This is a genomic window from Sphingobium sufflavum (assembly GCF_021403115.1).
GTDB classification, from domain to species: domain Bacteria; phylum Pseudomonadota; class Alphaproteobacteria; order Sphingomonadales; family Sphingomonadaceae; genus Sphingobium; species Sphingobium sufflavum.
In genome coordinates this window covers 198,694-221,457 of record NZ_JAJSSH010000006.1, presented here as the reverse complement: position 1 = coordinate 221,457, position 22,764 = coordinate 198,694, and the positions used below count along the sequence as shown (strand labels likewise).

Annotated in this window: 20 protein-coding genes and 1 riboswitch; of the genes, 9 read left to right on the top strand and 11 right to left on the bottom strand. The window is 67.0% G+C overall.

What is annotated here, in order from left to right; genetic code table 11:
- Nucleotides 1-72 precede the first annotated feature (72 nt).
- From LWE61_RS11255 to LWE61_RS11245, 3 genes are all read right to left on the bottom strand, one after another.
- The gene (locus tag LWE61_RS11255; protein WP_234150154.1) at nucleotides 73-258 is read right to left on the bottom strand and encodes a hypothetical protein; all 186 of its coding nucleotides are present in this window, start codon (nucleotides 256-258) and stop codon (nucleotides 73-75) included.
- 143 nt (nucleotides 259-401) lie between these two features.
- The gene (locus LWE61_RS11250; protein ID WP_234150153.1) at nucleotides 402-1,265 is read right to left on the bottom strand and encodes an ImmA/IrrE family metallo-endopeptidase; all 864 of its coding nucleotides are present in this window, start codon (nucleotides 1,263-1,265) and stop codon (nucleotides 402-404) included.
- 310 nt (nucleotides 1,266-1,575) lie between these two features.
- Nucleotides 1,576-2,031 carry a hypothetical protein gene (locus LWE61_RS11245; RefSeq protein ID WP_234150152.1) on the bottom strand — a complete coding sequence of 152 codons (456 nt, stop codon included), beginning with the start codon at nucleotides 2,029-2,031 and terminating at the stop codon, nucleotides 1,576-1,578.
- 77 nt (nucleotides 2,032-2,108) lie between these two features.
- Here LWE61_RS11245 and LWE61_RS11240 point away from each other — a divergent pair, with 77 nt between their 5' ends.
- A complete protein-coding gene (locus LWE61_RS11240) occupies nucleotides 2,109-2,261 on the top strand; it encodes a hypothetical protein (protein WP_234150151.1) in 153 nt (50 codons plus the stop codon).
- 382 nt (nucleotides 2,262-2,643) lie between these two features.
- Here LWE61_RS11240 and LWE61_RS11235 read toward each other — a convergent pair whose 3' ends face one another.
- The 3 genes from LWE61_RS11235 to LWE61_RS11225 form a co-directional block, all read right to left on the bottom strand.
- Nucleotides 2,644-3,315, bottom strand: coding sequence for a response regulator transcription factor (locus LWE61_RS11235; RefSeq protein WP_234150150.1), 672 nt, complete (start codon nucleotides 3,313-3,315; stop codon nucleotides 2,644-2,646).
- A complete protein-coding gene (locus LWE61_RS11230) occupies nucleotides 3,308-5,056 on the bottom strand; it encodes a PAS domain-containing sensor histidine kinase (protein WP_234150149.1) in 1,749 nt (582 codons plus the stop codon). The genes LWE61_RS11235 and LWE61_RS11230 overlap by 8 nt, the downstream gene beginning before the upstream one ends.
- A 324-nt stretch (nucleotides 5,057-5,380) precedes the next feature.
- On the bottom strand, nucleotides 5,381-6,607 hold the full coding sequence (locus tag LWE61_RS11225) for an FAD-dependent oxidoreductase (RefSeq protein ID WP_234150148.1): 1,227 nt from the start codon (nucleotides 6,605-6,607) through the stop codon (nucleotides 5,381-5,383).
- Nucleotides 6,608-6,998: 391 nt separating this feature from the next.
- Between LWE61_RS11225 and LWE61_RS11220 the strand changes: the two genes are divergently transcribed.
- Genes LWE61_RS11220 through LWE61_RS11205 form a run of 4 tightly spaced genes read left to right on the top strand, consistent with a single transcriptional unit; the run spans nucleotide 6,999 to nucleotide 13,222 of the window.
- Nucleotides 6,999-7,403 carry a hypothetical protein gene (locus LWE61_RS11220; protein WP_234150147.1) on the top strand — a complete coding sequence of 135 codons (405 nt, stop codon included), beginning with the start codon at nucleotides 6,999-7,001 and terminating at the stop codon, nucleotides 7,401-7,403.
- 56 nt (nucleotides 7,404-7,459) lie between these two features.
- A complete protein-coding gene (locus LWE61_RS11215; protein WP_234150146.1) occupies nucleotides 7,460-8,797 on the top strand; it encodes a TolC family protein in 1,338 nt (445 codons plus the stop codon).
- A complete protein-coding gene (locus LWE61_RS11210; protein ID WP_234150145.1) occupies nucleotides 8,797-10,053 on the top strand; it encodes an efflux RND transporter periplasmic adaptor subunit in 1,257 nt (418 codons plus the stop codon). Before LWE61_RS11215 ends, LWE61_RS11210 begins: the two co-directional genes overlap by 1 nt.
- Nucleotides 10,043-13,222 (top strand): CusA/CzcA family heavy metal efflux RND transporter, encoded by a 3,180-nt coding sequence (locus LWE61_RS11205; protein ID WP_326490634.1) that lies wholly within the window; start codon nucleotides 10,043-10,045, stop codon nucleotides 13,220-13,222. The genes LWE61_RS11210 and LWE61_RS11205 overlap by 11 nt, the downstream gene beginning before the upstream one ends.
- Nucleotides 13,223-13,373: 151 nt before the next feature.
- On the opposite strand, the gene LWE61_RS11200 is transcribed toward LWE61_RS11205, so the two are convergent.
- The 4 genes from LWE61_RS11200 to LWE61_RS11185 all read right to left on the bottom strand — a co-directional run bounded on the left by LWE61_RS11200 (nucleotide 13,374) and on the right by LWE61_RS11185 (nucleotide 17,787).
- The gene (locus LWE61_RS11200; RefSeq protein WP_234150144.1) at nucleotides 13,374-13,646 is read right to left on the bottom strand and encodes a hypothetical protein; all 273 of its coding nucleotides are present in this window, start codon (nucleotides 13,644-13,646) and stop codon (nucleotides 13,374-13,376) included.
- Nucleotides 13,643-15,229 carry a PepSY-associated TM helix domain-containing protein gene (locus LWE61_RS11195; RefSeq protein ID WP_234150143.1) on the bottom strand — a complete coding sequence of 529 codons (1,587 nt, stop codon included), beginning with the start codon at nucleotides 15,227-15,229 and terminating at the stop codon, nucleotides 13,643-13,645. The genes LWE61_RS11200 and LWE61_RS11195 overlap by 4 nt, the downstream gene beginning before the upstream one ends.
- A complete protein-coding gene (locus tag LWE61_RS11190) occupies nucleotides 15,226-15,531 on the bottom strand; it encodes a hypothetical protein (RefSeq protein ID WP_234150142.1) in 306 nt (101 codons plus the stop codon). Before LWE61_RS11190 ends, LWE61_RS11195 begins: the two co-directional genes overlap by 4 nt.
- Nucleotides 15,532-15,618: 87 nt before the next feature.
- Complete coding sequence (locus LWE61_RS11185) at nucleotides 15,619-17,787, bottom strand: TonB-dependent siderophore receptor (protein ID WP_234150141.1); 2,169 nt, start codon at nucleotides 17,785-17,787, stop codon at nucleotides 15,619-15,621.
- A 411-nt stretch (nucleotides 17,788-18,198) separates the two neighbouring features.
- Nucleotides 18,199-18,453, top strand: a riboswitch (cobalamin riboswitch).
- 336 nt (nucleotides 18,454-18,789) lie between these two features.
- Here LWE61_RS11185 and LWE61_RS11180 point away from each other — a divergent pair.
- From LWE61_RS11180 to cobJ, 4 genes are read left to right on the top strand one after another with little or no spacing between them, the layout of a single operon-like run.
- A complete protein-coding gene (locus LWE61_RS11180; protein ID WP_234150140.1) occupies nucleotides 18,790-19,926 on the top strand; it encodes a cobalamin biosynthesis protein CobG in 1,137 nt (378 codons plus the stop codon).
- Complete coding sequence (locus tag LWE61_RS11175) at nucleotides 19,927-20,556, top strand: precorrin-8X methylmutase (RefSeq protein ID WP_234150139.1); 630 nt, start codon at nucleotides 19,927-19,929, stop codon at nucleotides 20,554-20,556.
- Nucleotides 20,553-21,278: a precorrin-2 C(20)-methyltransferase gene (gene cobI / locus LWE61_RS11170; RefSeq protein ID WP_234150138.1), complete on the top strand. Its 726-nt coding sequence runs from the start codon at nucleotides 20,553-20,555 to the stop codon at nucleotides 21,276-21,278. Before LWE61_RS11175 ends, cobI begins: the two co-directional genes overlap by 4 nt.
- Nucleotides 21,275-22,039, top strand: a complete 765-nt coding sequence (gene cobJ, locus LWE61_RS11165) for a precorrin-3B C(17)-methyltransferase (RefSeq protein ID WP_234150137.1) — start codon at nucleotides 21,275-21,277, stop codon at nucleotides 22,037-22,039. The genes cobI and cobJ overlap by 4 nt, the downstream gene beginning before the upstream one ends.
- On the opposite strand, the gene LWE61_RS11160 is transcribed toward cobJ, so the two are convergent.
- Nucleotides 22,015-22,764 carry a cobalt-precorrin-6A reductase gene (locus LWE61_RS11160; RefSeq protein ID WP_234150176.1) on the bottom strand — a complete coding sequence of 250 codons (750 nt, stop codon included), beginning with the start codon at nucleotides 22,762-22,764 and terminating at the stop codon, nucleotides 22,015-22,017. The two genes, cobJ and LWE61_RS11160, sit on opposite strands and share 25 nt — an antisense overlap.

Sequence of the window (22,764 nt, the reverse complement as noted above, 5' to 3'; positions counted from 1 at the left end):
ATGCGCTGCCTGCATATCGCCATCGCCTTGCCGGACGACCTATGATCCCCGCCTCAGCGGATCGGGCTGGCCTCAGCCCTCCGCCAGCGCCCGCGTCACCTCGTCGATGGTCCCGGCGACCACGACATAATTGCCCTTTTCGAAATTGATCGCGCTCGCCTCGTTCCCGCCCCGGTAGCGCCGTACGAAGTTCACCCGGTCGGCGTTGACGGTGACGATGTCACCTTCGGGCGTCTCGAACTGCACATAACCGTTCATGGAATTCCTTGCCCGAAATAAGGCCACCCCCGCCGGTGGCCCGGAAAATGCGTCATCGAAAGACAGCTATGGTCTCCCGCACTGGAAGGACGCTCTAGAGGCGCACGGCGCAATCGCCAGACAAAAATGAGGGGTGCCCGGTTTCATCGTCCGAATTTGGGGCTTTGGGTCGCCATCTTCTCCGCCTCCTCGTCCGCGCGCCGTTCCGCGGCGGCGTTGACGAACAGCAGGACGAGTTGAAAGCCGTTCGCCTTGCTGAGGATCTGCATCAGGATCTTGGGCGCCCGGACGTTGCGCGACATCTCGATCCAGTCGCGAACCTCCGTCTCCTGCCAGGCGATCTTGTCGTCCGGCGTGGCCGCGCGCACCGCCGGCGGCACCGTGTCACCGGTCCCGATGGACAGCGGCGGAAAGGAGCGGGACGGGCGGGAGAAGCGCACCACGCCATCCTTGCAGAACACCAGCGCACAGGTCGCGTGCGTCAGGTCGACATAGCGGCTGGCCGCCACCTCCAGCGTCACGTCATAGGCGGCGGCGATGGTGGGCAGGTGCGTGACCGTCGGCTTGCCCAGCCCGTCGACGAAGGGGACGAACAAGGGCTTGGGCATCAGCAGCCCGGCGGCGAAGCGATTGGCCTGCATCTCTTCCTTGCGATGCGGGGTGTCGCGGCGGCTCTCGCCCAGGTCGCGGTTGGTGCAGCGCCGGTCGCCGCGCTGCGCCTTCAGCAGGAAATGGCCCAGCTGATGGGCGATGGCAAAGCGGCGGCGTTGCGCCGTCATGCCCGGCGCGCAGCTGATGGTGCCGCGCGTCTTGTGCAGGTCCGCCGTCATGGCGCAGGCGGCCCCTTCCGGCTCGGCATCCTCGATCGCGACGATCCCCGCGCTGCGGGCGATCGCCTCCACCGCCACGGGGATGCTGAGGTCGGGATGATGCTTCAGCATGACGGCCAGCAACGTTTCCGCCGACGCGCAAACGGCCAGTTCCTTCACAAGTGCGTCATTCTGCATGGTGTCGGCCCTGTTGTGGCGGGATCGAAAATGAGTCCCTCGTGGTCGCCCCGGACCTGATCCGGGGTGGCGGAGGTCATGCGGCGAATTGCGGAATCGGGCGACTAGGGCGTTTTCGAAGCCGATGGAATCATCCGCTGACTCGGAAAAGGCGGAAAATCAAAAAACTTGGAGTAGCCGAGCCGATGCGATCGGAACCTGCTCTAGCCCATTTTGGGCGCGCCGGTTGAGGAATCCGGCGGCCCGGATTTCTTCAGGGGTCGGACCATGCTCTCTTTGTCATCTGTTTTCCGTACGTTCCGAACAGGCTCTAATCCGGCGTCGGCCCGTGCCGCAGCTCCGGGAAAATATCCTCCACCGCCGAACGCAGGTCGTCGGGACCGGGCAGCAGGCCATAATGGTCCAGCAGTCCCTCGACCAGCCGCGCCCGGTGCGGCCCGATCCCCGCCAGCGTCGTCAGGCCGGGGAACAGCGGGTCGGCCAGCCTGTCGGCCAGATCGCCGATGGTGCGAAAGCCCAGCGTGGAGAGGGACAGCCGCAGGCCCGATGGCAGGCCGGACTGGCGGACCGGAATGTCGCGATCCGTGGCGCCCGGATCGCGGCCACGCATCCGTGTTCGCGCGGCCTTCTCCCGCTTCAGCGTCCGGCGGATCAGGCCGATCTGGCTGGTCGTCAGGTCCAGTTGGCGGGCAATCTCCCGATAGGAACGACCCGCCGCACGCATCGCCCGCGCCTGCTCCAGATTCTGGCTCGCCTGATTATACATGGGATCAGGCCTCCTGTGCGCCGCATGGGACAGGCTCCGTTCCCGCCCGCGCCCCTCGCCACCGCCTATGGAACGGCTTGGCGGCCGGCACAAGCGGAGGGCGGTCTGCGGTGCCGCTGTGCGTCACCCCTGCGCTCGCCCTGATCGCGACCATCGCGGGGACACGGGCGCGGACCACGGGTGGGGCCATGGGCGGGGTGTCGGCGGTGGAGGGCTTCGGGCGGACGTGAGAGGGCCGACTGCCCAACTGGCGAGACAGGCACCGCCAGCACCGCCTTCATCGCTCCGGCCGGGCAGACGGGCAGGCGGCCATGCCGGACGGGAACCGCGCGACCAGTGGAAAGACAGGGCAACCTTCCTGCCGTTGGCAGGGATGTTGTTGGATGGCATTATCTTCTGCCTTGCAACATTCAGAAAATAAAGAATAAATGCGGATTTTTCTATTTCAGGCGGATTGGATCATGATCTGGCGCGCCCCTCCGGTACGGCAGGCCGTGCCGCCTGTTACGACCCGCGCGGTCCTGCACCCCGCCGCTCCGTCCTCATGATAGCCGCCCCGCCATGAGCCATGCCCATGGGACCGCCGGCCGCCGTCACTGGCTGACCCGGTCCTTACACCCTGTTTGGTTGTATATCCTGTAATCCCTCGTCACCCGGACCGGCCTCGACATCTTCTCCCATCCCCGCCGCAAAGGCGATGCGCAGCGCGTCGGAGAGCGCGCGAACATGGAGCTTGGTCATCAGGTTCGCCCGATGCACCTCCACCGTCCGGGCGGAGATGCCGAGGTCATAGGCGATGGTCTTGTTCGGCAGGCCCTTCGCCAGCCCCTCCAGCACATCGCGTTCGCGCGGGGTGAGGGCGGCCAATTTCTGTTCGGCGTGGGCTGCGCGGGTCGCAGCGCCGCTGGCCGCCGCGATATGATCGAAAGCGGCTTCCAGCGCCCCGATCAGGCTGGCCTTCTCAAACGGCTTTTCGAGGAAGTCGACGGCTCCCGCCTTCATCGCGCGGACCGCGGTGGAAATATCGCCATGGCCGGTCATGATGACGATGGGCAGGGTCACGCCCCGCTGCGCCAGCGCATCCTGCACCGCCAGCCCGTCCATCTCCGGCATCCGGATGTCGAGGAGGATGCACCCCGGCTCGACCGTGCGGACATCCTTGAGCAGGGCCGCGCCCGACGGCCAGTTCTCCACCCGATAACCGGACGTCCTGAGCATATAGCCGATGGACCGGCGCACGGATTCCTCATCATCGACGATATGGACCAGCTTCTTGTCAGTCATGCTCCCGCTCCACCTGCGCCCGTATCAGGGTGAAATGAAATGTCGTGCCCGTATTCCCCGTCTCCATCCATATCCGCCCGCCATTGGTTTCCACGATGGTCCGGCAGATGGAGAGGCCGAGGCCCATGCCGTCCGTCTTCGTGCTGACGAAGGCGGTGAACAGCCGGTCCGCGACCGCCGGGTCGACGCCGGGACCGGTGTCCGCAACGCTGACCCGCACGAAGCCGGGATGGTCGTCGGCATGGCTGGAAATGGTGAGCATGCGGTCGCCGCCATCGCTGGCGGCCATCGCTTCCGCCGCGTTGCGGATAAGGTTGATGAGCACTTGCTGGATCTGGACTTTATCCACCAGAACGGGGGAGGCGTAGGGATCAAGGTCGAAGCGCGGTTCGATGCCCTGTTCCCTGGTGCCCATCAGGCCGAGGACGGCAGCCTCGTTGATGAGCTGGGGCAGGCCCTCCAGCGTCTTCTCCACATCGCGCCGCGCCACGAAATCCCGCAGCCGCCGGACGATATGCCCTGCCCGCAAGGCTTCGCGCGCCGTTTCGTCCAGCGCCTCGCGGATCATCGGCAGTTCCGCCGGGTCCGGGTTCGGGACTGCCAGTTGGTCCCGCACCGCCTCCGCATAATTGACGATGGCGGTGATCGGCTGGTTCAGTTCATGCGCCAGCGTGGAGGCCATGGTGCCCATCGCGCTGATCCGAGAGACATGGATGAGTTCGGACTGGAGCGCCTCCAGCCGCGCCTCCGTCCGCAGTCGTTCCGTGAGGTCGCGCATGAAGCCGGTGAAGAGCCGCTCTGACCCCTCCGTCGTCTCCCCGATGGACAGTTCCACCGGAAAGGTAGTGCCGTCCCGCCGCCGTGCGAAGACGACACGGCCGATGCCGATGATCCGCCGTTCCTGCGTCGACAGATAGCGGCGGATATAGCCGTCATGCCGTTCCCGGTCGGGCGAGGGCATCAGCATGTCGACGTTCCGGCCGATCACTTCCTCCTCCGCATAGCCGAACAGGACGCCCGCCGCCGCGCTGAACGAGACGATGATGCCGCCGGCGTCGATCACCACCATCGCATCGGGCACGGTGGAGAGGATCGAGCGCAAATGGCTTTCGCGGGAGCGCAACAGGTCCTCGGCGGCACGTTGCTCCGTGATGTCGGACACGATCTTGGCAAAGCCGCGCAGGCTGCCATCCGCATGGCGCAGCGCGGTGATGGTCACGGCGGCGAGGAATTCGGAGCCGTCCCGGCGCAGTCGCCAGTCCTCCTCCTCCAGCCGCCCGTCGCGCGCGGCCCGGGCGAGGTCGGCGACCGGCTTGCCCGCCGCGACGGCCTCCGCCGGATAGAAGCGGCTCAAGGACTGGCCGACGATCTCCGCTTCCGTCCAGCCCTTCAGCCGCTCCGCTCCCCGATTCCAAATCGTCACCATACCCTGCGCATCCACCATGTAGAGGGCATGGTGCGGAAGCCCGTCGATCAGCAGGTTCAATTCCTCCGCCAGAGTGGTGGCTGGAGCCGCTTGCTGCCCGGCAGGGCGTTCGCTTTCGCTGGAGGTGGTCCCGGCATTCGCCTCGGCGCGCCGTCCCGTCCGGCTGATCCGTGCCGCCCACAGGCTGACGATGGCACACAGGGTCAGGAACAGCCCGCTCACTATCCCGTTGACGGTGGCGAGCAGATACGCCGCAATTGCAAGCGCAGTGATGAAGGCGAGTGCGCGCTGCAGGAGTAGGGGTAACCCGCGCATTAGCCGCCGGCCCTGTGAGGGCTGGTCAAGGCGCTGCCATCGCAAGAAACAGAAATAAATGTGGATAGGAGGATGCGTTTCGAGGCGAGGAGGGGCTGCCAGAGAAGTATGCGGGAGGGGGCATCATCGGCTGAACTCGGTCCATGGTCCGGGACATCGGCGCGCCGCCGGTTGACACCGCGCCGTCCCATCCGGTCCCTACAGGCTGTCGGTCATCGGGACAAGAAAGAGCCACCCGTCGCAGGAGGGAGATGGCAGGACCGGCGGCATACGTCGGACCGCAGCCTCAGTCAGCACATGTCCCCCGCCGGAACTGACGCCCCGCTATCCCCGAACGGGCGGGAACAGGGCGGCGATTTTCTCTATGGCGGCGATGGTGGTCGCGAGATTGGGGGTTGTCCCCTCACTGCCATAGTCGCCGGGATCCCATGCCTGCACGATCATACCGTCGCGCCGGGACACGGTGTAGCAATTCTTGCTGTCATAGCTGATGCCGTAATTCACCTCCGGCTGCGGGATCAGGCGGGCGGTCTGGCCGCGCACGGGGACGAGGCTGTCGTCTTTCAGCAGCGCCCGCGCGGCATAGCCGGTGCAGTGGATGATCGTCTTTTCTGGCAGGTCCGCAAACTGGCGAGGGCTTTCGAACTCCCGCTCGACCAGCGTGCCGCCGCGTGCGACGAAGCTCTCCATTAACATCTGCGTATAGGCGGAGATGTTAAACATCAGCGTGTTCATGCGCCGGGCATGGGCGACGGGAAAAGGGTGCTGGCCCTTGAGCAGATCCTGCGGCCGGGTCATCAGGTCGGGGGTGTGCTCATCCTCCAGATGCGGATAGTCCGGCTCGCCCGGATAGGGGCTGTGGGTGTAGAGCGAACTGCCCGCCGCAAAGGGCGTGTCGGACAGTTTATAGGTCTCGCTCCATTCGACCGGATTGCTGGGCAGGCCGAGCAGCGAGGAATAGCGGAAATAGCTGTAGCGGGCCATTTCCTCCCAGATGCGGCGAAATTCCAGCGTGGCGTGCGGCAGCGCGACGATGCGGGCGCTGGGCGACCAGACGCCGGTGGCCCGGAAGGAGCGGACGTAGGGAAAAAATTCCTTGGTATAGATACGCACCTTCAGGCCCGCGCGCTGCGCCTCGACCGCCGTGGTCAGGCCGATGGCGCCGCAGCCGATGATGGCGATGCTGCTCTCCCCCGTCGCCTTTGCGAGGGCGACGGCGCGGCGGGCAGCCCCCCAGGAAAGAGACCAGCCGCTTCCGCCATGGCCATAATTATGGATGACCGCCTTGCGGCCCATATCCTCCCGCTCGATGCGCGGGCCCAGCGGACGGAAGGGGCGCGTGCAGACCTCCAGCGAGATGAGCCGGTCGAGCGATGCCTTGACCGGTGCGAGCGGACCGCGTTGCGCATAGTCGGGACCGGGCAGGGTGCGCGGGTCTGCGAAGCTGCCGTCCGCCAGTGTCTGCACCGCGGCCCGCCCGGCGGTGAGCGGCAGGGCGGCGAGTGCCAGTCCGGTGCCGGTGATGAAATTGCGACGGTGAAGGATGCTCATGCCCGAAACTCCCTGTTGCTGGCTCGATGCGCCCGGCAGCGGTCCGTCCCGACAGTCAGATTGCGATGTTGCCCCGGCGGCATGGTGAGGATGGCGGGTGAGAGGCCAGGGAACGCGCAATATTTTCGAATGACGAGAGGGGACGATGTCGAAAGTCGATGGCACCAGCCTATCCGCCAGGGTTTCGACTTTATGCCGAAGACGGGCGGCGATCCGGTGAATCCTTCCACGGGCGCGCGCCGCCCGGCATGATCGTCCGCGTGGCCCTGTTTTTCGGGAGAATTGCGCCGCCGCATCATCTGCCGCCTGAGAGGCGTTCGCATCTGGCGGGTTGCTGCGGATCGCAAAGCCGGTTAGCTTCGTTGCCGTGACGATGGCGGCATATCCTTCCATGCGGCGTTTTTGCGCGATGCTTTCCATCCTGCTGGCCCTGCTGTTCGCGGGGGTTCAGGGGGGCAATGCGCTCGACCGCCTCCAGCATGGCCTGACGCAGGAGGGCGCGGAGCATGTGCATGAGGCGCCGAGCCTGCTGACGCTGGCAGAGGCAGGCAGCGCGCAGGAAGCGCCCCACCTCGACCTGTCGGACGTGGGGGAGCGGGACGATCTGCCCGCGACGCCGCATCACCATCATCATAATGCCGATCATGGTTCCGGCCTGCCATCGCCCCATATGGCGCAGGTGGGGGCGGCTTCGCCATCATCCGTGCGGGTCGCGATTCCCCATGCGCGCGCGGACATAGGATCGCCAGCGGCCGCGTTGGAGCGACCGCCCAAGGGCCTGCCCGCAGCCGCCTGATCCCCGCGCCTGTCGAAAGCGTGGGCCGTTCCATGCTTTCCTGTGGGGGTAGCATCATGAAATTTTCATTCGAGGGGCGCGCATTGCGGCGCGCCAGACGTTCGCCCGGACTGTTAAGGCCCGGACTGGCAGGGAGTGCCGCCGTTGCCCTGATGCTGCTGGCAGCGGGGGGGCAGGCGCAGAGCCAGACTCAAGCCCAAAGCCAGGCCCAGACCGGGGCGCTGCGGCTGGACGATATATTGACGCGGGCCGCGACGGGCGATCCGAGCATGGCTGCGACCGCCGCCCATGTGGAGGCAGCGGAGGCCAGCGTGCGGCAGGCGGGTGTGCGCCCGCTGCCGGGCATCGCCGTCGATCTGGAGAATTTCGCAGGCACCGGCCAATATGGCCCGGTCAACATGTCGGAATCCACCGCCTGGTACGAGCGGAGCTGGGAACGGGGTGGCAAGCGGGCGGCGCGCATCGACGCGGCTCGCGCGGACGTGGGCGTTATGGCCGAACGGGGCCGGATCCGCTCGCTCGACTATCTGGAGAAGGTCGAGCAGGCATGGGTCGAGGCGTTGGCCGCCGAGGCCGCCATCGCGGGTGCGGAGGAATATCTGCGCATCGTCAGCGGCGTGCTGGGCCAGGTGGAGCGGCGGGTCGGCGCGGCGGTCGATCCGCTCTTCGCGGCGCAGCGTGCGCGGACCGACGTGGCGCAGGCCCGCATCGCGCGCGATCAGGCGGTGGACGCCGCCCGCATCGCCCGTGCGACCCTTGCCCGCTATTGGGGTGGAGGGGAGGATTATCGCCTCGACCTCAGTCCCTTCGACCGGCTGGACGGCGTGGCCGGGCCGGAGGGCGAGACGCCCGACCTTGCCCTGCTTGCCGCCGAGCGGGAGGCGGCGGAACGGCGGGTGCGGGTGGAGGAGGCGAAAAGCGTCTCCGATCCCACCGTCCGCGCAGGCGTGCGCCATTTCTCCCAGACCAATGACATTGCCGTGGTGTTCGGCGCGTCCATCCCGCTGGGCGCGGGCCGGGCGAACCGCGCCAATGTGGAGCGCGCCCGCGCCGAACAGGGCGCGGCTGATGCCGAACTGGCGGTAAAGCGCATCGAGCGGGACCGGGAAGTCGCCATTCTGGAGGCCAACCGCACCCGGCTAGCCTCCGAGATCCGGCGCATCGAGCGGGAGGTGCTGCCCAGCGCCCGCCGCGTGGTGGCGCTGGTGCAGGACGGCCTTGCCAGGGGCGGCCTGGCCTTCACCTATCTGGAAGCGTCCGCCGCGCAGCAGGCCGTGCATCAGGCGCGGCTGCGGCGGGTGGAACTGCTCCGCCGCTTCCACCTCGACGGCGCGCGCATCGACCGGCTGACCGGACGCCACGCCCCCCTTCTTATCCGAGCGGAGAACCGCTGATGACCCCCATGACCTTTCGGCGCGGCACGATGATCGCCGCCCTTGCCCTGCTGTCTGCCTGTGGCGGCGGTTCCGCCCCGACCGGGGAGCATGCCGACGAGCATGGCGCCGCCGCTGCGGAGGAGTTCGAGCGTGGCCCCCATCGCGGCCGTATGTTGCGCGACGGCGATTTCGCGGTGGAGATGACCATCTTCGAGGAGGGCGTCGAACCGGAATTCCACGCCTATCTCTATCGCGATGACAAGCCGGTCGCGCCATCCGAGGCGCGGCTGACCGTCGAACTGCGCCGCCTAGGCAACCGCATCGACCGGTTCAGTTTTGCGCCCAAGGATGATTATCTGCGCGGCAATGGCGTGGTGCATGAACCGCACAGCTTCGACGTGAAGGTCAGCGCGGTCGAGGGCGGGCGCACCCACAACTGGTCCTATGCCTCCTATGAAGGGCGCACCACCATCGCGGCGGACGCCGCACGGGCGGGCGGCGTCAAGGTGGAGAAGGCGGCCGCGGCGAGCATCAGCGAACTGATCCAGATGGCCGGTCGGGTCGAGATCACGCCTGAGGGCCGGGCGGAGATCCGTGCCCGCCTGCCCGGCGTCATCATGGCGCTGCATGGCGAACTGGGCCAGCCGGTCCGCAAGGGACAGGTGCTGGCGCGGGTGGAATCGCAACATTCGCTCCAGACCTACAGCATCACATCCCCGATCAGCGGCATCGTCATCGAGAAGAACGCCAATGTCGGCGGGGTGACCGGCGATACCCCGTTGCTGGTCGTGGCCGATCCCAAGCAGTTGCACGCCGAATTCTTCGTCTATCCGCGCGATGCGGAACGGGTGCGGGTGGGGCAGACGGTGCAGGTCCGCAGCCTGTCCGGCCAGTATAAGCTGAACGCTGAGGTGGAGGCGATCGTGCCGACCGCCGACCTTGCCAGCCAGACATTGCTGGCGCATGTCCACCTGCCCGCGACGGCGGCGGACAGCCTGCGCGCCGGGATGGGTGTGGAGGGCGATTTCGAAATCGCGCGCAAACCCGTGCCGCTGGCGGTGCGGACCCGCGCGATCCAGCGGTTCCGCGATTTCGAGGTGGTGTTCGCCCGCGTTGGCAACACCTATGAAGTGCGCATGCTGGAGATCGGCCAGCGCACGCCGGAATGGACCGAAGTGCTGGGCGGGCTGGAGCCGGGGACGGATTATGTCACCGACGGCGCCTTCCTGATCCGGGCGGACATCGAGAAGTCGGGGGCCAGCCATGACCATTGAGGCAGCCCCCCCCCATCGCGTTCCCGCTTATCCGGCCCGTGCGCCCCTGTTGGAGCGGATCATCAGCGGGTCGATCCGGCTGCGCTGGGCTGTGCTGGCTGCGACCCTGTTCCTCTGCGCGCTGGGTATCTGGAGCTTCCAGCGGCTGCGTATCGACGCGACGCCGGACATCACCAACGTTCAGGTACAGATTAACAGCGAGGCACCGGGATTCTCTCCGCTGGAGGCGGAGCAGCGCGTCACTTTTCCCGTGGAGACGGCCATCGCGGGCCTGCCCGGCCTGGAATATACCCGCTCCATCTCCCGCTATGGGCTGAGTCAGGTCACCGTCGTCTTCAAGGATGGCACCGACATCTACTTCGCCCGACAGCTCATCAACGAGCGCATCCAGAATGCCCGGTCGCAGCTCCCGGCCAATGTTGCGCCGGAGATGGGACCGATCGCCACCGGCCTCGGCGAAATCTTCATGTACACGGTGGAGGCGGAGCCGGGCGCGCGGAACAAGGAGGGCAAGGCCTATACGCCCGAAGACCTGCGCACCTTACAGGATTGGGTGATCCGTCCGCAATTGCGGAACACGCCCGGCGTGACGGAAGTGAACAGCATCGGCGGGTTCGAGCGGCAATATCATGTCACTCCGCTGCCCGACCGCCTGTCCGCTTATGGCCTGACGCTGACCGATGTGGTGGATGCGCTGCGCCGTAACAACGCCAATGTCGGCGGTGGCTATATCGAACGCTATGGCGAGCAATATCTGGTCCGTGTGCCGGGGCAGGCCAATGGACTGGACGACCTGAAAGGCATCATCGTCACCAACCGCGGCGGTGTGCCCATCCGTATCGCGGATGTGGCCGACTTGGGCATGGGCGAGGAACTGCGCACCGGCGCGGCGACCGAAAGCGGGCGGGAGGTGGTGCTGGGCACCGTCTTCATGCTGGCGGGCGAGAATAGCCGGGTGGTGGCGCGCGCGGCGGCGGAACGGCTGGAGGTGGCGGCAAAGGCGCTGCCGCCCGGCGTGAAGGCGGTCGCCGTCTATGATCGCACGGCGCTGGTCGAGCGGGCGATCTGGACGGTGGAGAAGAACTTGCTGGAGGGCGCGCTCCTCGTCATCGTCATCCTGTTCCTGCTGCTGGGCAATGTCCGCGCCGCGCTCATCACAGCGGCGGTCATTCCCGTCACCATGTTGATGACGATCACCGGCATGGTGGAGGCGGGTGTCTCCGGCAACCTCATGAGCCTCGGCGCGCTCGATTTCGGCCTGATCGTCGATGGGGCGGTCATCATCGTGGAAAATTGCCTGCGGCGCTTTGCCGAGGCGCAGCATGCCAAGGGCGGCCTGCTGGACCGCGATGAACGCTTCGCTCTGGCGGCGGAGGCGACGTCGGAAGTGATCCGGCCATCGCTGTTCGGCGTCCTCATCATCGCGCTGGTCTATGTGCCGATCTTTGCGCTGACGGGGGTGGAGGGCAAGATGTTCCATCCGATGGCGATCACCGTGGTCATGGCGCTGACCGGCGCGCTGATCCTGTCGCTCACCCTCGTCCCGGCGGCTATCGCGCTGTTCGTGACGGGGCGCGTGGAGGAGAAGGAAAGCGCGATCATGCTGCGGGTGCATGACCTTTATGGCCCCGCGCTCGATTTCGCGCTGCGCCGCCGCACGGTGGTGATCGGCGCAGCGGTTGCCCTGTTCGCGCTGGCGGGCTTTGCGACGACGCGCATGGGGTCGGAGTTCATCCCCAATCTGGACGAGGGCGATGTCGCGCTCCACGCATTGCGCATCCCCGGCACCAGTCTCACCCAGGCTGTGGGGATGCAGAAGGTGCTGGAGGCGCGGCTGAAGAAGTTCCCGGAGGTGAAGCGCATCGTCGCCAAGCTGGGCACCGCAGAGGTCGCCACCGACCCGATGCCGCCGTCGGTTGCGGACACCTTCGTCATGCTCAAGGACCGCGCCGACTGGCCGGACCCGCGCAAGCCCAAGGTGGAACTGGTGCGGGAGATGCAGGAGGCGGTCGCCGCCGTCCCCGGCAATAATTATGAGTTCACCCAGCCGATCCAGATGCGGTTCAACGAACTGTTGTCCGGCGTGCGGGCGGATGTGGCGGTTAAGATCTTCGGGGACGATCTGGCCCAACTCCAGTCCATCGGCAAGTCGGTGGAGGCGGTGATGGAGGGCATCCCCGGCGCGGCGGACGTGAGCGTGGAACAGGTGACTGGCCTGCCCGTGCTACAGATCACTCCGGACCGGGCGGCGCTCGCCCGGCTGGGCCTCAACATTTCCGACGTGCAGGAGGTCGTCTCCATCTCCATCGGCGGCGAGGAGGCGGGGCAGGTGTTCGAGGGTGACAGGCGCTTCCCGATCATCGTCCGCCTGCCGGAGGATATTCGCCGTCGCGCCGACGACATCGGGCGGTTGCGCATCCCCCTGCCGCCCAATGGTGAGGGCGTGCGCGGCTTTGTGCCGCTGGTTGACGTGGCGAGGGTGGAAGTGGTGATCGGACCCAACCAGATCAGTCGTGAGGATGGCAAGCGCCGGGTCGTAGTGACCGCCAATGTCCGGGGGCGCGACCTCGGCTCCTTCGTCAATGACGTGCGCGAGAAAGTGGGCGAGGGGGTGCAGCCGCCCCCCGGATACTGGATCAGCTATGGCGGCACGTTCGAGCAGCTGATCTCCGCGGCGGAGCGGTTGCGGTTGGTTGTGCCGGCGGCGTTGCTGCTGATCCTTGGCCTGCTCTACTGGCTGTTCCGGTCGGCGAAGGACGCCGCCATCGTCTTCTCCGGCGTGCCGCTGGCGCTGACCGGGGGTGTGGCCGCGCTGTTGCTGCGCGGACTGCCGCTGTCCATCTCGGCGGGGGTCGGCTTTATCGCCTTGTCAGGCGTGGCGGTCCTGAACGGCGTGGTGATGCTGACCTTCATCCGCCAGTTGCGGGCGGAAGGACAGGGCGTCGAGGACGCGATCCGGGCCGGTGCGCTCACCCGGTTACGACCGGTGCTGATGACCGCGCTGGTGGCCAGCCTGGGCTTTGTGCCGATGGCGTTTAACGTGGGCGCGGGGGCGGAGGTGCAGCGGCCGCTGGCGACGGTGGTGATTGGCGGTATCGTGTCGTCCACCTTCCTGACGCTGCTGATCCTCCCCGCGCTATACCGGCTGGTCCACGGCAAGGAGGCGTGATGCATCCGGGCGGGCGGGGCGATGTCCTGCCCGCCCCGGCGGCATGCGCGGGTTTACGGGTCGGAGTAAGGCGGGTTGGAGCGGGTGCTGTGGCCCGCGTCTTTTCAGGAAAAGGGCGGAGCTTGTCCGGTGGCGTTTCAGCCGGGGAAGGTCAGCCGTCCTGCCATTGCGCGGCGGAGAGGGTGACGAACCAGCCCACTACCGCATAGCCACCGAACCAGATCAGCACGGCGGCGGCATCGCCCGCCACCGCATAGCCGACGCCCGGCAACAGGCTGAGCGCGACGAGCAGGCGGCGCAGCGCCGGGCCATGGCCCTTTCCGCTCTGGCGCAGTGTGCGGCGGCGCTTGGGATCGCCCCGGCACAGCAGGACGAGCAGCGCGGTGGAGAAGGCGATGGCGGCCAGCATCAGCAGGATGGTCATTCGGCGGCCTGCAAGCTGGGCAGGGTGTCGCTGTCACGATGCGGACGGCTGTCCCGCACCCGCCATATCATCCAGCCGCCCGCCAGAAGAAAGGCGACGTCGAGTGCGGGGATGATCGGCTGTCCCGCCGCCAGCGCCGTCGCCCAGCCGGGGCCGCCGGTCAGCAGGCGCAGCGGCGGCAGGGCGATCATCAGTCCGGCGGTGGCCAGTTGCAACAGGCGGCTGAACCCTGCGCTGGTCGGCCAGAGAAAACCGCCGGCGATGACGGTGGTGGAGGCGATCAGGAAAGCGGTGGGGGTCCAATAGACCGTGCTGCCCAGCGGCAGGGCGATCAGGAAGGCGGCGGCGCATACGACCAGCGCGAAGGGCAGGCCAAGGCCGACGATGGTGACGGTCCGGTCCAGCCAGTCGAGCGAGCGCGCCTGAGCCGCCCGCCGGACGAGCCACAGCTTCAGGCCGGTGAAGGTGACATAGCACATGGCGAAGCCGAGGCCGAACCACACCGCCTTGGACAACAGCCCCGCGAAATTGCCGAAATGGAGGGGCGACATGATCGCGGCCAATGTGCCCCCGGCGGACGGCTTTGGCCCGATCAGCGGCTTGGTGGCGATGAAGCTGGCCTTCGCCCCGTCATAGAGCAGGCTGACGGGCGCGAGGCCGCCGTTGGTGGGGGCGTGGAATGTCGTGACCTTCGCATCGGCGCGGCCGAAATTCTCGATGGTCATGAAGGTCGGGACATCGCCAGCGCGGCGGATGCTGTCGGTTGCCACCCGGTCGAGGTTGCCGATCGCGACGGGTCGTGGGTCGGGTTTACCGGGAGTGCCGAACACCGCCTCGTTCAGCGCCTGCACATCGCCGCCGAACGCCGCCATCGCGACGATGGGCACGCCGATGGTGCCGAAGAAGGAGAAGAAGCTGCCGGTAAAGGCGAGGATGAAGGCGAAGGGCAGGCTCCATGTGCCCGCGACGCTGTGCCGGTCGCGGTTGAACAGCACCGGATTGGCCTTGCGTCGCAGCGTGAACACATCCTTGAAAAGATGGCGGTGGATCAGCAAGCCAGATATGGCCGCGACCAGCATGGAAAGGCCGAGGATGCCGGTGAGCAGCAGCCCCCATGGATTGGGGACGTGCAGCCGGACATGGGTGTCGACCAGGAAGCTGCTGAGCGCGGTGTCGTTGCGCGGGCCGAAAATCTCCTCCCCGGTGCCGAACTGTCGGTCGGTGACCTGCCCGTCCTTGCCGAGCTGGTAATAGACGCCTCGACTGACCAGTTCGCCGTCCGGCTCCGTCTCGTGCCGGTGGAAGAAGACGCCCATGTCATGGTCGCCCATCTCGAACAGGTCGGCGCCCTCATGATATTTTGCCGGGGTTTGCGCGCTCAGCCGCCGCAGATCGTCGGCAAAAGGGCGCTCGAAGGCCGATTGATAGCTGACATGGCCCGCAGACCATGTGCCGATCTCTTCTGCGAACACCGCCGCCATGCCGGTGGTGACCACAGCATAGAGCAGCAGACCGAGCAGGATTCCCGACCAGCCATGGACGGCGACCATCAGCTTGGTCTCATGCTTGGGCAGATGGATCATGGATGGGGCTCCACGCTGGCCGGTTTGCGGTCCAGAAACTTGTGCGCGACCAGTCCACCATGCACGACGAGCAAGACAAGGGCAACGCCGGCCACCCGAGCCAGCCGCTGGTCGAGACAGGCGTGGAAGAAGAGCGCGGCCCAGATCAGCGGCACCAGAATGAGGGGCAGGACGAGATTGTCGATGCCCGCCGCGCCTCGCGGTAGCCACAACGCCATGCCGGCCATCACCACGATGGCGATGATGACCGCGCCCGGCCCGGCGAAGAGGATGCGTATCCACTTACGCGATCGGTCTGACATCGGTCGTCCCATGATGATTTCCTGCCTGCCCGTCCATGTGCCTGCATGTCTGGCCCGCCAGCCTTTGCCGACGGGCCGGATGGCACCTTAATATTTCAGGCTGATCGTGCCCAGCACCGTGCGCGGCGCGCCATGATAGGCCTGGTCATAATTCAGCGCGCCCAGATATTTGACGTTCGTCAGATTCTTGAGGTTGGCGCTGACCGACAGATTGTCGGTGAAGCTGTACTTCGCCATCAGGTCGATCAACACATAGTCGGGCTGGACCAGCTTGATCGGCGCGCCGGTGGTCGAGGAGCGGATGAAGTCGCTGTTGTCGCTCGTTCGTGGCTTGACGTAGATCTGGCTCTGATACTGGATCGCCGCGCCGACCTTTATCGCGGGCAGGGCGGTCGGCGAGTAGGTGACGTTCAGCTTGCCCTGATGACGGGGCACGAAGGTGCGCGTGGGCAGGTTGTCGTCGCCGCGAATCCGCATCAGCGTATAGCCGCCGGTGGCCTGGAGGCCGGGCAGTATCTCGCCGCCAAAGTCCAGTTCGATGCCCTGCGATTTCGAATTGACCGGCGTATAGATGGTGCGCCCGCCGATGAAGGGACCGGCCTGCGCGGTGTTGTTCTGCCGCGTCTGGAACAGCGCGAGGCTGGCGTGGAGGCGACCGCCATACCATTCGCCCTTCACGCCACCTTCCCAGTTATTGCCCTCGATAGGCTTCAATATCTGGTTGTTGGAGTCCACTTCCGTCTGCGGGTTGAAGATGGTCGCATAGCTGGCGTAGGCGCTGAAATTGTCGTTCAAGTCCAGCGTCGCACCGACGAAGGGCAGGAAGCGGCTGCGGTTGAAGCTGGTCGGCGTGCCATAGGAATAGCCGTCGGCGCGGGCATGGGTGTAGTTGGCGCCCAGCATGACCTTCAACGGTTCGACGAGATGCAGGCGGACGAGGCCATAGACCGACTCGCGGCGGCTGTTCTGGTCGAGGCTGAGGTCGAAACTGGTCGGGAAGTTGGGCAGGGGGAAGCTGCCGTCATAGACGTTGGGCAGCGGCAGGGCGATGCCGACCGTGCTGAAATCATAACTGGAATATTGCTTATATTCCTGCGCGCTGCGGTTGACGCCGAACATCACGTCATGCTGGCGACCGAAGAGCGACACCTTGCCCGCGATATAGGCATCGACGGTCAGGTTGCGCGTCTTTGCGGTGAACTTGCCGGGATAGGTATAGACGCCCGCAAAGGTGACGGGGTTGATGCCGCTGGGTAGTGATGCCCGGTCCGGGTTACCATAGAGGTAAAACAGCGTGTTCCGCTCGTTCACGGCGCGGCGGATGACGGTCAGCTTCGCGTGCCAGTCCTCGTTGAAATGATGGACGATGTCGCCGAAGATCTGCCGGTCGATCACGCCCCAGCCGGCCCAGCTCGGCCCGGTGTTGGCGGAGACGGGCAGGTCGATGCGGGTGCCGTCAGTGTAATAGAGCGGCAGCGAACCCCACATGGCGCCCCGGCTCTGATGATCCTGATGGCCATAGCCAACGGTCAGCGTGGTGTCCGGGCCAAGGTCGGCCTCGACAATGCCATAACCGGTCCAGCGACGCAGGTGATAGCGGTCCAGATAGCTGTCGGAATCGTCGAATACGCCCACCGCGCGGGCGCGCACCGACCCGTCGCTGGTGATCGGAACGGAGACGTCGGCGTCGAGGCGCAGGTCGTTGTAGCTGCCATATTGGACATTGGCCGATGCCCGCAGATCCTTGGTCGGGCGCTTGCGGACGAAGTTGACCACGGCGGACGGGTTGCCGGTGGAGGAGAGGAGGCCGGGCGCGCCCTTCACCACGTCGATATGGTCATAGATGGCGGTGTCGATCGAGCCGGTCTGGATACCGAAGGCGAATGGCAGACCGATACCGTCGATCTGGAAGGTCTGGATGTCGAAGCCGCGCGCCGAATAGGATATGCGGTCGGTGTCGTTCGGTTGGACCTGAACGCCCGGTACGGCCTTCAGCAGGTCGTTGATGTCGTTGAGCTTGAAATCCTCGATTTGCGCGCGGGTCACGATGCTGACCGACTGGGGCGTTTCGCGCTGCGAGAGGGGGAAGCGCATCGTGGTTGTCTGCTTCTTGACGGCGTAGTCGTCCTGCCGGTCGGTACGCTGGCCAGTCACGATGATCTCGTCGCCGGCGGGACGCGCGGCTGTGGTGTCGGCATCGGCGGCGGGCAGGGGTGCAGCGGTGGTCGCGGCGATCAGGGCGAAAATGGCGGACATGGAAAGGCGATCCCTCGATACAGATTTGCCGCACCCATATCGGGGAACGCTAATGTTGCAAATCATTATCATTATTACACTGTATTTGCTACTGCAAAGCGTTGCAGATCTGCAACGCTTTGCATCAAGGTTGAGCTGCAGGCGGAAAGGACCGCGGCTTGCCTGGTAGGTCTTTCGGATAGACAGAGCGGCAGGCCGATAGGGAGGCAGGCCATTTCCTGATCCCGGAGCGGTCGGGATGCGGGATGGGAGAGGCTGTTTACCAATCCCGGTCAACATCATGGTCGCCGATGTCGTGGGGCGGCGCATCACGCAGTGGCTTGTCCGCAGTCTTCCATCGCCGTCGCGCGCGCGACGGATTGGCAGCGTGGCTGTTTTCGTCTAGGCGACGCGCAAGGAGCGGCCTTGTGCCGGTCCTACGATCGCGTCGGTGCCCGCGAGGGCTTGAATGGGAATGCGGTACGGAATGATCCTCGATGTCCGGGGACGTCCCGATCCGCGGCTGTCCCTGCAACTGTAAGCGGTGAGTGCGATGCACAAGGTTCCCGCCGGGAGGGGGGGGAATCAGCCACTGGACCCCAGGCGGATGGCGTCGGGATTTGGGAAGGCCGTGCATCCGTGCGTTGACCCGTGAGCCAGGAGACCTGCCAGCGCGTCGGTCGCTCTTGCCCTGGCCCAGGGATAGGCCAAGGCTCGGACCTCCGCGTGAGCGACGACCCTGTGCGGCTGGGGCTGCATCGGTGCGTTAGACGGGTGTAGCTCGCGCCTGCCCGTATCGCGCGCCGACCGACGACCGTCGGCAAGCCCCCGCCATCGTCGTGTTGCGTGCGTGGAAGCGGAAAAATGCCCCTGTCGTCATCTTCCGCCCATGGCGGCTCCTGTCCGTTTGCCGTTCGGTTCGTGTCGGGCTGGTTGGTGGCGGACCGGCGCTGCCCCTTGCGGCGGGCGCGGGCCTGACCCGATGGCGATCCGCCCTTATTCCGCCCGTCAGGGATGCCCAGCATGACCGGTTTTGCTGTTCGCGGCTGGTGCCCGACCGCATGGCGCCCCATGCTGGCGGGCGACGGGCTGATCGTGCGCGTCCGTCCCCGGCTAGGCCAGTTGAGCCGCGCACAAATACTGGGCCTGTGCGAGATCGCGAACGTCCATGGCAATGGTATGATTGACGCGACCAGCCGGGCAAACCTGCAAATCCGGGGTGTGGCGGAGGGGAACTTGCCCACACTGCTCGACCGGCTCGTCGCGCTCGATCTGGTCGATGCGGACCGGTGGATGGAGGAACGGCGGGCGATACTGGTCGCGCCCGACTGGACCGAGGGTGATGACAGCGCGCGGATCGCGGGCCAGTTGACGGCGCGTCTGGGCGATCTGCCTGACCTGCCCGCCAAGGTCGGCTTTGGCATTGATGCGGGGGATGCGCCGGTGCTGGGCGCGGGCCTTGCGGATTTTCGGATAGAGCGGGGCGCGGATGGTGGCCCGATCCTGCGCGCGGAGGGGCGGGCAACCGGCGTTCCGGTTGCGGTGGATGCGGCGGCGGAGGCGCTGGTTGCGCTGGCCCATTGGTTCGTTGAGAGCGGCGGCGTGGTGGCGGGCCGGATGGCGCGCCATGCCGCGCCTTTGCCCGACTGGGCGCGGGGAGAGGTGGCGCCTGCGCCCGCCCGCGCGCCTCTCCAGCCGGGACGACATGCATTGGGCGTTACTTGCGGCGTGGCGTTCGGCAGCATGGCGGCCGGGGCGCTCGCGACGCTGGTGGAGGATAGCGGAGCGCAGGCGGTGCGGCTGACGCCATGGCGCATGCTGTTGCTGGAAGGCGCGCGCGCGCTGTCGCCTATGCCCGAAGGGTTTATCGCGGAGGCGGGGCATCCGCTGTTGCGCGCGGATGCCTGCCCTGGCGCGCCACTGTGCCCGCAGGCGACGGTAGCGACGCGGCCGCTGGCGCTGCGCCTTGCCCGGCATCTCCAGGGTCGCCTGCATATATCCGGCTGCGCCAAAGGCTGCGCCCATGCCGGCCCGGTCGATGTCGTGGCGACCGGGCGCGACGGCCTGTTCGATCTGGGCCTGGGCGCGCGGGCGGGCGATCCCCCGTCGCTATCCGGCCTGACCCCTCAGCAACTTCTCGCCCATTTCGGAGCCGACTGAATGCCGCATAGCTATGAAACTGACGGTGCAGCCATTTACCGCCAGTCCTTTGCGACGATCCGGGCGGAGGCGGACCTTGCCCGCTTTTCGGTGGAGGAGGAACGGGTGGCCGTCCGCATGATCCATGCCGCCGGGCTGGTCGAACTGGCGGCCCATATCCGCTTTTCCCCTGGCTTTGCCGTCGCGGCGGCGGGGGCGCTGGTAAAAGGCGCGCCGATCCTGTGCGATGCGCGGATGGTGACGGAGGGGATCACCCGGCCCCGCCTGTCCGCCGCCAACCCGGTGATCTGCACGCTGCACGACCCGGCCGTGCCATACATGGCGCGGGCCATGGCCAACACTCGCTCGGCGGCGGCGCTGGAACTGTGGCGGCCGCATCTGGCGGGCGCGGTGGTGGCCATCGGCAATGCGCCGACGGCGCTGTTCCACCTGCTCAACATGCTGGAAGACCCAGCCTGCCCGCGCCCCGCCGCGATCATCGGCTGCCCGGTCGGCTTTGTCGGCGCGGTGGAGTCCAAGGATGCGCTGTGGGCGGTGCAGCCCGTTCCCTGCTGCATCGTGGAGGGACGGATGGGCGGCAGTGCGATCACTGTCGCGGCCATCAACGCGCTAGCGAGCCCGGTCGAATGACGACGGGAACCATCCATGGCGTCGGACTGGGGCCGGGCGCGCAGGATTTGCTGAGCGTCCGGGCGGACCGGCTGGTGCGCGGTGCGCGCCATGTCGCCTATTTCCGCAAGGCCGGGCGACCGGGGCAGGCGCGGCGCATCGTGGAGGGCATGTTGCGCGCGGACGTGGTGGAATTCCCGATGGAATATCCGGTCACGACCGAAATTCCCCTGTCCGACCCACGCTACAATGAACGCCTTGCCGCCTTCTACGCCGACTGCACCCGGCATCTCGCCGCGCTGGCCGCGTCGGGTGAGGATGTGGTGGTGCTGTGCGAGGGCGATCCCTTCTTCTACGGTTCCTTCATGCACCTCTACACTCGGCTGTCCGGCCATGTGCCGGTGGTCGTGGTGCCGGGGATCACGGGCATGTCCGGCGCCTGGACCGCCAGCGGCGCACCGATGACATGGGGCGACGATGTGCTGACGGTGTTGATGGCGACGCTGCCGGAGGCGGATCTGGCGCGGCGCATCGCCGATACGGACGCGCTGGTGGTGATGAAGATCGGTCGCAACCTGGCCAAGCTGCGCAGCGCGGTGGCCGCCGCTGGGCGGGAGGGGGAGGCCTGGCTGGTCGAATATGCCGCCATGGCCGACCAGCGCATCACCCCCCTGATGCAGGCGGAGGCGGTGACGCCCTATTTCTCCATCCTGCTGATCCATGGCAAGGGGCGGCGGCCATGACCGTTGGCCAGAGCGCGGGCTGGATCGCGGTCGCGGGACTGGGGCCGGGCGACGAGGGGCTGGTGACGCCGGAGGTGACGGCGGCTCTGGCCGAGGCGACGGACGTCATCGGCTATATCCCCTATGTCGCGCGGATCGCGCCGCGCACCGGGCTGGCGTTGCATGCGTCGGACAATCGGGTGGAACTGGACCGGGCGGCCCATGCCCTGTCCCTCGCGGCGGCGGGCGGACGCGTGGTGGTGGTGTCGTCGGGCGATCCGGGTGTCTTCGCCATGGCGTCGGCCGTGTTCGAGGCGCTGGAGGCCGGACCGGTGGAGTGGCGTGCCCTCGACATTCGCGTGCTGCCCGGCATCACCGCGATGCTGGCCGCCAGCGCGCGGGCGGGCGCGCCGCTGGGCCATGATTTCTGCGCGATCAACCTGTCGGACAATCTGAAGCCCTGGGCGTTGATCGAGCGGCGGTTGCGGCTGGCGGCGGAGGCCGATTTCGCCATGGCCTTCTACAACCCCCGGTCGAAGGCGCGGCCGGAGGGGTTTGGCCGGGTGCTGGAGATATTGCGCGAGACCTGCGGCGACGAGCGGCTGATCCTGTTCGCCCGCGCGGTGGCGACGGCGCAGGAGCAGCTTCGCATCGTCACGCTGGGCGAGGCGGTGCTGGAGATGGCGGACATGCGGACGATGGTGATCGTCGGGTCCAGCCAGACGCGCCTGATCGCACGGCCCGGCGCGCCGATCCTCTATACGCCGCGATCCGCGCCATGATCGATCCAGTCGAGAACCGCCGCCACATCATGGACGGTCGGGCGGTCGGGCGGGATGGGCCGGTCGATCAGCAGGACTGGCAGGCCGAGCGTGCGGGCGGCCAGCAGCTTCGCCTCAGCGCCCGTGCCCCCGGCGTTTTTGGCGAGGATCAGGTCGATGCGATGCGCCCGCATCAGGGCGATGTCGCCGTCGACGGTGAAGGGGCCGCGATCCACGATGACATGATGATCGGGCAGGGCGGGCGGCGTGTCGGCGCGGTCCACGAAGCGCAGCAGGTAATGATGCTGCGGCTGGACGGCGAAGCGGTCGACATGCATGCGGCCCAGCGCGAGCATCACGCGGCGGGCGGGACCGGCCAGCGCCGCGACCGCCGCGTCCATGTCCGCCACCGACGCCCATCGGTCACCGGGCTGCGCCGCCCATGCGGGCCGGGTGAGGGCGATGAGGGGCGTGCCGCCCTGCGCCGCCGCGGCCACGGCATGGGCGCTCATCGTCGCGGCAAAGGGATGGGTGGCATCGACCAGATGGGTGATGGCTTCGCGACGCAGATAGTCGGCCAGTCCCTCCACCCCGCCAAAGCCGCCGATGCGGATCGGCACCGGCTGCGCCCGTGGCTGCGCGGTGCGGCCCGCATAGCTGAGCGTCGCGTGCAGGCGCCGTCCGGCCAGCGCTGTGGCCAGTGCGCTTGCCTCCGTCGTGCCGCCCAAAATCAGGATATTGGGGAT